Here is a 9,976-nt window from a genome sequence, read left to right on the forward strand (position 1 = left end):
ATATGCCGGGCGCCATCTACGCCGAAGGCCTGGTGAAGACCTTCGGTGACGTAAGGGCTCTGGACGGCGTCGACCTGGACGTCCCCGAGGGGACGGTCCTCGGTCTGCTCGGACCGAACGGCGCGGGCAAGACGACCGCCGTGCGCTGCCTGACCACCCTGCTCCGCCCCGACAGCGGCAAGGCGGTCGTCGCGGGCATCGACGTGCTCAGGCACCCCAACGAGGTGCGGCGCTCGATCGGCCTCTCCGGCCAGTTCGCCGCGGTCGACGAGTACCTGACCGGCCGGGAGAACCTGCAGATGGTCGGCCAGCTCTACCAGATGCGCGCCAAGGCCGCGAAGGTCCGGGCCCGCGAGCTGCTCGACCAGTTCCACCTCACGGACGCGGCCGACCGCCCCACGAAGACCTACTCGGGAGGCATGCGCCGCCGGCTCGACCTCGCGGCGGCCCTGGTCGTCTCCCCACCCGTCATGTTCATGGACGAACCGACGACCGGCCTCGACCCGCGCAACCGGCAGGAGCTGTGGGAGGTCATCAAACAGCTCGTCTCCGGCGGGACCACCCTGCTGCTGACCACGCAGTACCTGGAGGAGGCCGACCACCTCGCGCACGACATCGCGGTCGTCGACCACGGCCGCGTCATCGCCCGCGGCACCTCCGACCAGCTCAAGGCCCGGACCGGCGGCGAGCGCGTCGAGGTCGTGGTCCACGAGCGGGCACACATGTCGACGGCGGCCGAGGTGCTCGCCGGCTTCGGCAAGGGCCCCACCACCGTCGAGGACCACACCCGCAAGCTCACCGTCCCCGTCACCGGCGGCGCCAAGCTGCTCGCCGAGGTCATCCGCGAACTCGACGTCCGCGGCATCGAGATCGACGACATCGGCCTGCGCCGCCCCACCCTCGACGACGTCTTCCTCTCCCTCACCGGCCACGTGGCCGAGACCGGGACCGCCGGGGACGGCGACCAGGGCCCGGCGTCCGGCGCCGGCCACGCGGACCGGAAGGAGACCGCCCAGTGAGTACCGCCATCACCGACACCGAGCAGCTCGCGGCGACCACCCACCCGATCGGCCAGTCCGTCCGGGACTCCCTGGTCATCGCCCGCCGCAACCTGATCCGGATGACCAGGATCCCCGAGATGGTCCTGTTCGGGGTCGTCCAGCCGGTGATGTTCGTGGTCCTGTTCACGTACGTCTTCGGTGGCTCGATGCGCATCGGGAACACCACCGACCCGGAGGTCTACAAGGACTTCCTGATGGCGGGCATCTTCGCGCAGACCGTCACCTTCGCCACCGCGGGATCCGCGGCCGGTATCGCCGACGACATGCAGAAGGGGCTCGTCGACCGCTTCCGCTCCCTGCCCATGGCCCGCGGCGCGGTGCTGACCGGCCGCACCGTCGCCGACCTCGTGCAGACCGCCATCACCCTGCTCGTGCTCGCGATCGTCGCGCTGATCGTGGGGTGGCGCACCGGCTCAGCCGAGCCGACCACCGCGGTACGCATCCTCGCCGGCTTCGCCCTGCTGCTCCTCCTGGGCTACGCCTTCACCTGGATCGGAGCGCTCATCGGCCTGTCCGTGCGCACCCCGGAGGCGGCGACCTCGGGAGGGATCATCTGGCTGTTCCCGGTGACGTTCGTCTCGAACGCCTTCGTGGACTCCAGCCAGATGACCCCCTGGCTCCGGCACATCGCCGAGTGGAACCCCTTCAGCGCCACGGTGCAGGCCTGCCGGGAACTGTTCGGCAACCCGGGTGTCGTGCAGTCCGACGCCTGGCCCATGCAGCATCCCGTCTGGGCCTCGGTGATCTGGTCCGTCCTGATCGTCGTGGTCTTCCGGACGCTGGCGGTGCGCAAGTACCGGTCGGCCTCCGCATGACGAAGTCCGCATGACGAAGCCCCCGGCGTCATCCGACGCCGGGGGCCGTCGCGGACGGGCCGGGGACACCGGCCGGGCCGCCGGGTCAGCCGTTGTAGGGCTCGGCCTTCAGGATCTTCACGGAGGCCGGCTTGCCGTTGGGCAGCTCGTACTGCGCGTCATCGCCGACCTTGTGGCCGATGACGCCCGAGCCCAGCGGGGACTGCGGCGAGTAGGTCTCGATGTCCGAGCTCGCGTACTCGCGCGAGGCGAGCAGGAAGGTCAGCGTGTCGTCCTCGTCACCGTCGAAGGCGATCGTGACGACCATGCCGGGGGCCACCGAGCCGTTCGCGGCCGGGGCCTCGCCCACCTTGGCGCTCTCCAGCAGCTGGGTCAGCTGGCGCACACGGAGCTCCTGCTTGCCCTGCTCCTCCTTCGCCGCGTGGTACCCGCCGTTCTCGCGCAGGTCCCCCTCCTCACGCGCGGCGGCGATCTTGGCAGAGATCTCGGTGCGCGCGGGACCAGTAAGGTATTCAAGCTCCTCCTTGAGCTTGTTGTACGCCTCCTGGGTCAGCCAGGTGACGTTCTCGCTGGTCTGGGTCACGGGTGCTCCTCGTTGGTACAGGGAATACAAATCAACGCCCTACCCAGAAGGATGTTCCTTCACGGAAGGGCGAAACCACGAGCCTAACAATTCAGTGGCCAAAGGGGGAGGACATAAGCCACCAGATTCCTGTCATCGCAGGTCAGTGGCGGTGTATTTGTGCGGGCGGGCCTCGCGCAGTCAGTCTGCGCGGTCAGCCCGCGTGGCAGCCGAGCAGCTCGGCGGACGTGCCCGCGGCCTTCGTCCGCAGCGTGACGACCCGGTCGATGCGCGTGTCGTCCCCGTCGAAGCGGAAGTCGGCCCGGCCCACCTCGTCGCCGTCCTCCGCCTGGGAGCGGACGGTGCAGTAGCCGGTCACCCCGGCGTCCTTGCGGACCTCCAGGTGCACCTGCACCGAGTCCTCGGCGAGCTCGAAACCGATCAGCTCACCGCTGATCTTGTTCTGGCCGACGTAGTGGTAACCGAACCAGCCGATCACCGCGAGCAGGACGACGCCGAGCACGGCGCCGACGATCTTGAGGGTGCGGTCGGCCCGTTCGTCCGAGGAGCGGCCGTAGCGGCTCTCGGGCGTGCGTGTGCTCGCCGTGCTCATGATCGTCCTCTCGGCGGGAGCCGGACCTGCCGGGCTCCGGAATTATTCCGCCCCCGATTCGGTCACTATAGAAGCCGCCCGCCCGCCCCCGACCGCCGCCCCTCGACGACGCCCCCGCGGGGCGGCACCCATTGGATTGCGCCGACCTACACGGGCGCCGACCGACCGAGGAATGAGTCTTGACTGACCAGCTGCGACTGATGGCCGTGCACGCCCACCCCGACGACGAGTCGAGCAAGGGCGCGGCCACCATGGCGAAGTACGTGTCCGAGGGGGTGGACGTGCTGGTGGTGACCTGCACGGGCGGGGAGCGCGGCTCCATCCTCAACCCCAAGCTCCAGGGGGACGCCTACATCGAGGAGCACATCCATGAGGTGCGCAAGAAGGAGATGGACGAGGCCCGGGAGATCCTGGGCGTCAAGCAGGAGTGGCTCGGCTTCGTCGACTCCGGGCTGCCCGAGGGCGACCCGCTGCCGCCCCTGCCGGAGGGCTGCTTCGCCCTGGAGGACGTCGACAAGGCGGCCGGGGAACTGGTGCGCAAGATCCGCTCCTTCCGCCCCCAGGTGATCACCACCTACGACGAGAACGGCGGCTACCCGCACCCCGACCACATCATGACCCACAAGATCACGATGGTGGCCTTCGAGGGCGCGGCGGACACCGCGAAGTACCCGGAGGCGGAGTACGGACCGGCGTACCAGCCGGTGAAGGTGTACTACAACCAGGGTTTCAACCGCCCCCGCACCGAGGCGCTGCACAACGCGCTGCTGGAGCGCGGCCTGGAGTCCCCCTACGGGGACTGGCTCAAGCGCTGGTCGGAGTTCGAGCGCAAGGAGCGCACGCTCACCACGCACGTGCCGTGTGCCGACTTCTTCGAGATCCGGGACAAGGCGCTGATCGCGCACGCCACGCAGATCGACCCCGACGGGGGCTGGTTCCGGGTGCCGATGGAGATCCAGAAGGAGGTCTGGCCCACCGAGGAGTACGAGCTCGCCAAGTCCCTCGTGGACACTTCCCTCCCCGAGGACGACCTCTTCGCGGGCGTCCGGGACAATGCCTGACATGAGTGCAAGCGCAAGCCTGGCAATGACGCACCTCGTCACCCTCGCCGAACTCGACGAGGACAAGGTCACCCCCGGTGTCCTCGGCTTCATCGTCTTCGCGGTGATGGCCCTGGCGGTGTGGGGCCTGATGCGGTCCATGAGCCGCCACATGGGCAAGGTGGACTTCAAGGAGGCACCGGACCCGGAGGCGGAGGCCTCCGGCCGGGCGGAGCCGCAGAAGGGCTGACGCGGCGGCGCTGCCCGACGCGGCCGGGGTGCCCGACGCGGGCGGAGTGCCCGACGTCGGCGTGAGGCGCGCTCCCACCCCGGCCCGGGTCCCCCCGGGCCCGGGCGGGGGACCGACCCGCCACCGCCGAGCCGGTGCCGGCACCGCCCGCGGTCACACCGGCACTGCCACCCCCATCACCTCGCGGGCCTGGCGGCTGGGCACCATGCCCAGCCGCCAGGCCTGCCAGCCGTCCTCCAGCTGCACGCCCCGCTCCAGGAGGAGCCGGTACGCCTCCACGTAGTCGTCCAGCTTCCCGTCCCGAGCCGGGTGGCCGGCCCGCGCCAACTGGGCCAGCTCCTCCTGCGCCACCGCCGTACCCACCTCCACGCCCCCCGGCGCGGCGTACGGCAGCAGGGTGCAGCGCAGGAAGCGGGCCCAGTCGTCGCCCCGCCGGTCGCCGTACGCCGCGAAGAGCGCCGCGGCCTCGTCGCACAGCGCCAGCGCCTGCGGCGTACGCGCGTTGCCCGCGTCCACCACCGCCAGCTCCAGACAGGTCCACGCCTCCCCGTGACCGACGCCGATGCGCTGGAAGTCGGCGCGCGCGTCGACCAGGAGCTGACGGGCGAAGCCGGAGTTGCGCAGCGACCCCGTCCGGGCGGCGCGCTGGTCCCGCGTCACCCGCGCCGAATGGTGCCGGGCGCAGGCCAGACCGTAGACGTCCCGCATCCGGGAGAACATCGTGCGGGAACGCTCCAGCTCACGGACCGACTGGTCCAGCGCGCCCGTCTCCTCCAGCGCCTGGCCCACGTAGTACACCGTCCACGCCTCGCCCCGCGCGTCCTCGTTCTCCCGGTGCCGGGCCGCCGCCCGCCGCAGCTCGTCCAGCGCCTCCGCCGCGTCGCCGTCCACCAGCCGCGTCCGCGCCAGCTGGGTCAGCGCCCAGGCCTCACCGCGGGCGTCCTGGGTGCGGCCGTACAGCTCCAGCGCCGTCCGCAGATCCGTCTCCGCGCGCGGTACGTCCCCCATGCGCAGACGGAGCTGACCGAGCTGGAAGTGGGCCCAGGCCTGCCCGTGCACCGACTCACCCGCCCGGTGCAGCACCAACGACTCGGTCAGCAGCTCCAGCGCCTCCGCCAACCGGGCCCGGTCCCGCTGCACCGCCGCCAATGCGTGCAGCGTCCACGCCCGGTCCGTGTCCAGCTCGGGCGGGGCCTGCAGGTCCAGCGCCTCCCGCAGCTTCGCCGCCGCCTCGGTCAGATTGCCCTGGTGGTGCAGCGTGATGCCCAGCGAGCACAGGGCACGCGCCGCCCCCGCGTCATGGTGCGCCTCCCGGTACAGGTCCACCACGGAGGTCAGCGTCGTCCGCGCCTTGTCCAGCTCGCCGAGCTGCCGGGCCGCGATACCGGTGCGCCACTGCACCGAGCGCACCAGCAGCCCCTGGTCCACGGACTGCGCCAGCTCGCTGATCTCACCCAGCCGGTACAGGTCGCCGCGCAGCAGGCAGTAGTCGCACAGCGCGCCCAGCAGGTTCAGCACCGCGCGCTGGTCCACGCCCTCCGCGTGTCTCAGCGCCGCCGTGATGAAGCTCGACTCGTCGTCCAGCCAGCGCAACGCCTCGTCCAGGGACGTGAAGCCGTGACTCCCGAACCGGTCGGAGCGGGTCGACACGTTGCCGTCGATCAGGCGCAGCACCGAGTCGGCCAGCTCGGCGTAGTTCGCGATCAGCCGCTCCTGCGCCGCCGCCCGCTCGCCCGGCTCCTCCTCGTCGGCGAGCCGGGCCCGCGCGAAGGCGCGCACCGAGTCGTGCAGCCGGTAGCGGCTGCCGCGGACACGGTCGATCAGACCCGCCCGGGCCAGCGCGTCCAACTGCCGGGCCGCCTCCGTCTCGTCCGTGGCCAGCAGCGCGGCCGCCGCCGGATTGCCGAGCGAGGTGCGCCCCGCCAGCGCCAGCCGGCGCAGCAGCCGCCTGGCCGGCTCCGGCTGGTCGGTGTAGCGCAGCCACAACACCCGCTCGACCGGCTCCACCGGCCCGTACGCGCCCAGATCGGTCGCCAGGGCGCGCGGCGAGCGCGGCCCCAGCGACGACCCCGCGATGCGCAGCGCGAGCGGCAGCCCACCGCACAACTGCCGCACCAGATCGGCCGACTCGGCGTCGTAGGGGCCTGAGGTGTCCTGCGCGGCGGCCCCCAGCAACTCCTCCGCACCCGCCGCGTCCAGCGCCTCCACCGGCAGGTGGTACGCCCGGGCGGGCAGGTCGGCCGGCAGCTCCAGCGCCTCCCGCGCGGTGACCAGCACCAGGCTGTCCGACCGCTCCGGCACCAGCGCGCGCACCTGCTCGGCGTCCTTGGCGTCGTCCAGCACGACGGCCACCGGCACCCCGGTCAGATGCTGGTGGTACAGCTCGCTGAGCCGCTTGACCTGCTGGTCCGCCGAGGACCGCTCCCGGAACAGGAGTTGCTCGCGGGGCGCCCCCAACCGGTTCAGCAGGTGCAGCAGGGCGTCCCGGGTGCTCAGCGGCGACTCACCGTCCGGCCCGGGACCGTCCCCGCGCAGGTCCACCACGCAGGCCCCGCGGAAGTAGTCCCGCAGCTCGTGCGCGGCGCGCACGGCGAGCGTCGTCCGGCCGCTGCCGGGCGCCCCGTGCAGCACCACCACCGTCGGCTTCGTCTCCGTGCTCGCCCGGGCCGCCTGCACCCACTGCCGCAACCGCGCCATCTCCTGCCGCCGGCCGGCGAAGGTGCCCCGGGGCTCCGGCAGTTGCGCGAACGACTGCTCCAGCGCGCTGCGTCCCCGCGCCGCGGCGCTCTTGTCGGCACCCCGCAGCTTCGGCCCCGCCTTCTTCGGCCCGGTGGACGCGGCCAGCATCCGCTGCTGGTCCAGGAAGGGCCGGATGCCGCGCACCTCCAGCGCCGTCAGCCACTGCAGCCGCAACTGCTCGGGCCCGCCGGGCTGACTGACGGCCCCGGCGCGGTGATGCGCGGCCGGCACGTGCGAGCCGACCACCTTGACGACGGTCGCCGCGGCTCCCACGACGCCGACGGCCACGCCCGCGCCCACCGCCGTGCCGGTGCCGGTGCCGAGCGCCATGTCGGCCACCACCGCGGCGACCGCCGCCACGCCGGCCACCAGCAGAGGGGTGCCGGCGCCCTCCCGGGCGTACCGCTGCCGGAAGGTGAGCTGTCCGGCCTCGGCCTCGTCCAGGGCGTGCGTGTAGGCCGCGTACTCCTCGGCCGCCGCCCCCGCCATCGCGTCGAGCGACCCGCGCGCCCGGGACAGCAGCACGTTCCCGTCCGAGCGACCGCCCGACCGCCGCACCTCCTCCTCCACGGCCTGCCGCAACAACCGCTCGGCCTCCACCCGATGCCCGTCCCGCATGTCGCGTCCCCCTCCGGCGGCAGCCCTGTCGGCAACTCCCTGATCCACCAGTGTCCTTCGGACCGGGGGGCAGCGCGAGGGGGCGACGATCACCGGATGCCGACGGCGGCCCCCGTGGCGTACGGGCGGGGCCCGGGCGGGTGCGTCAAGATGGAGGTATGCCCAATCGACTCGCGCAGGCCACGTCCCCGTACCTCCTCCAGCACGCGGACAACCCCGTCGACTGGTGGCCGTGGGAGCCCCAGGCCTTCGAGGAGGCCCGGCGGCGGGACGTCCCCGTCCTGCTGAGCGTCGGGTACAGCGCTTGTCACTGGTGCCACGTCATGGCCGCGGAGTCCTTCGAGGACGAGGCCGGTGCCGCCTACCTGAACGAGCACTTCGTGGCCGTCAAGGTAGACCGCGAGGAGCGCCCCGACGTGGACGCCGTGTACATGGAGGCCGTGCAGGCGGCGACCGGGCAGGGGGGCTGGCCCATGACCGTGTTCCTCACGCCGGACGCCGAGCCCTTCTACTTCGGCACCTACTACCCGCCCGAGCCCCGGCACGGGATGCCGTCGTTCCGGCAGGTGCTCCAGGGCGTGCACCAGGCCTGGGCGGAGCGGCGGGACGAGGTGACCGACGTCGCCGGGAAGATCGTGCGGGACCTCGCGGGGCGGGAGATCTCCTACGGGGACGCGCAGGCGCCCGGCGAGGAGCAGCTCGGGCAGGCGCTGCTCGGGCTGACCCGGGAGTACGACCCGCAGCGCGGCGGGTTCGGCGGGGCGCCGAAGTTCCCGCCGTCCATGGTGGTCGAGTTCCTGCTGCGCCACCACGCCCGCACCGGCGCGGAGGGCGCGCTCCAGATGGCGCGGGACACCTGCGAGCGGATGGCGCGCGGCGGGATCTACGACCAGCTCGGCGGCGGTTTCGCGCGCTACTCCGTGGACCGGGAGTGGGTCGTGCCCCACTTCGAGAAGATGCTGTACGACAACGCCCTGCTGTGCCGGGTCTACGCGCACCTGTGGCGGGCGACCGGCTCGGACCTCGCCCGGCGGGTCGCCCTGGAGACCGCCGACTTCATGGTGCGGGAGCTGCGCACCGCCGAGGGCGGCTTCGCCTCCGCGCTGGACGCGGACAGCGACGACGGGACGGGCCGGCACGTCGAGGGCGCGTACTACGTGTGGACGCCCGCGCAGCTCACCGAGGTGCTCGGCGCCGACGACGCCGCGCTCGCCGCCCGGTACTTCGGCGTGACCGAGGAGGGCACCTTCGAGCACGGTTCCTCCGTGCTGCAGCTGCCGCAGCAGGAGGGCGTGTCCGAGGCGGAGCGGATCGCCTCGGTACGGGAGCGGCTGCTGGCCGCGCGGGACGGGCGCCCCGCCCCGGGCCGGGACGACAAGGTCGTCGCCGCCTGGAACGGCCTGGCGATCGCCGCGCTCGCCGAGACGGGTGCCTACTTCGAGCGCCCCGACCTGGTGGAGGCCGCCGTCGCCGCCGCCGACCTGCTGGTGCGGCTGCACCTCGACGAGCAGGCGCGGCTCTTCCGTACCAGCAGGGACGGCCGGGCGGGCGCCCATGCCGGGGTGCTGGAGGACTACGCCGACGTGGCGGAGGGCCTCCTCGCGCTGGCGTCGGTCACCGGGGAGGGTGTCTGGCTGGACTTCGCCGGGCTGCTGCTCGACCACGTCCTCACCCGCTTCACCGACGACTCCGGCTCCCTCTACGACACCGCGGCCGACGCCGAGCGGCTGATCCGCCGCCCGCAGGACCCCACGGACAACGCGACCCCGTCCGGCTGGAGCGCCGCCGCCGGGGCCCTGCTGTCCTACGCCGCCCACACCGGCTCCGTACCCCACCGCACCGCGGCGGAGCGCGCCCTGGGCGTCGTGAAGGCGCTCGGTCCGCGGGTGCCGCGTTTCGTCGGCTGGGGGCTGGCCGCCGCCGAGGCGTTGCTCGACGGGCCGCGGGAGGTGGCCGTCGTGGGGCCGGCCCCGGACGACGGTGCGACGAGGGGCCTGCACCGCACGGCGCTCCTGGGGACGGCTCCCGGCGCGGTCGTGGCCGTGGGCACGGTGGGGAGCGACGAGTTCCCCCTGCTGGCCGACCGGCCGCTGGTGGACGGGGCGCCGGCCGCGTACGTCTGCCGGAACTTCACCTGCGACGCCCCGACGACCGATCCGGAACGGCTGCGTGCGCGGCTGAACAGCTGAAAGGGCACAAAGGGAAACGATCGGTACGGATCTCGACGGCATTTTGTTCAGACCCGGTCCTCATGGTGAGGAAACACCCTCTTCATCGA

8 protein-coding genes are annotated in these 9,976 nt (G+C 72.7%); 5 read left to right on the forward strand and 3 right to left on the reverse strand.

The features are described 5' to 3' along the window. Positions 1–2: 2 nt before the first annotated feature. Positions 3–1,019 (forward strand): ATP-binding cassette domain-containing protein, encoded by a 1,017-nt coding sequence (locus tag ACGF5T_RS02035; protein ID WP_361017748.1) that lies wholly within the window; start codon positions 3–5, stop codon positions 1,017–1,019. Beyond that, complete coding sequence (locus ACGF5T_RS02040) at positions 1,016–1,876, forward strand: ABC transporter permease (RefSeq protein ID WP_366766038.1); 861 nt, start codon at positions 1,016–1,018, stop codon at positions 1,874–1,876. Before ACGF5T_RS02035 ends, ACGF5T_RS02040 begins: the two co-directional genes overlap by 4 nt. Positions 1,877–1,961: 85 nt before the next feature. Here ACGF5T_RS02040 and greA read toward each other — a convergent pair whose 3' ends face one another. Together greA and ACGF5T_RS02050 are read right to left on the reverse strand one after the other, a co-directional pair. After that, positions 1,962–2,459: a transcription elongation factor GreA gene (gene greA / locus ACGF5T_RS02045; RefSeq protein ID WP_356604045.1), complete on the reverse strand. Its 498-nt coding sequence runs from the start codon at positions 2,457–2,459 to the stop codon at positions 1,962–1,964. Between the two features lie 193 nt (positions 2,460–2,652). Further along, positions 2,653–3,051 carry a DUF4307 domain-containing protein gene (locus ACGF5T_RS02050; RefSeq protein ID WP_356604047.1) on the reverse strand — a complete coding sequence of 133 codons (399 nt, stop codon included), beginning with the start codon at positions 3,049–3,051 and terminating at the stop codon, positions 2,653–2,655. A 179-nt stretch (positions 3,052–3,230) separates the two neighbouring features. Between ACGF5T_RS02050 and mca the strand changes: the two genes are divergently transcribed. Continuing rightward, positions 3,231–4,112 (forward strand): mycothiol conjugate amidase Mca, encoded by an 882-nt coding sequence (mca, locus tag ACGF5T_RS02055; protein WP_356604049.1) that lies wholly within the window; start codon positions 3,231–3,233, stop codon positions 4,110–4,112. After that, positions 4,105–4,341 (forward strand): hypothetical protein, encoded by a 237-nt coding sequence (locus ACGF5T_RS02060; protein ID WP_356604051.1) that lies wholly within the window; start codon positions 4,105–4,107, stop codon positions 4,339–4,341. Before mca ends, ACGF5T_RS02060 begins: the two co-directional genes overlap by 8 nt. 153 nt (positions 4,342–4,494) lie before the next feature. Here the strand turns inward: ACGF5T_RS02060 and ACGF5T_RS02065 are convergent, their stop codons facing one another. Continuing rightward, positions 4,495–7,698, reverse strand: coding sequence for a tetratricopeptide repeat protein (locus ACGF5T_RS02065; RefSeq protein WP_366766039.1), 3,204 nt, complete (start codon positions 7,696–7,698; stop codon positions 4,495–4,497). A 158-nt stretch (positions 7,699–7,856) separates the two neighbouring features. Here ACGF5T_RS02065 and ACGF5T_RS02070 point away from each other — a divergent pair, with 158 nt between their 5' ends. Beyond that, on the forward strand, positions 7,857–9,887 hold the full coding sequence (locus ACGF5T_RS02070) for a thioredoxin domain-containing protein (RefSeq protein ID WP_356604053.1): 2,031 nt from the start codon (positions 7,857–7,859) through the stop codon (positions 9,885–9,887). The last annotated feature ends 89 nt before the right edge of the window (positions 9,888–9,976 follow it).

Source organism: Streptomyces sp. NPDC047853 (genome assembly GCF_043204535.1).
Lineage (GTDB): Bacteria > Actinomycetota > Actinomycetes > Streptomycetales > Streptomycetaceae > Streptomyces.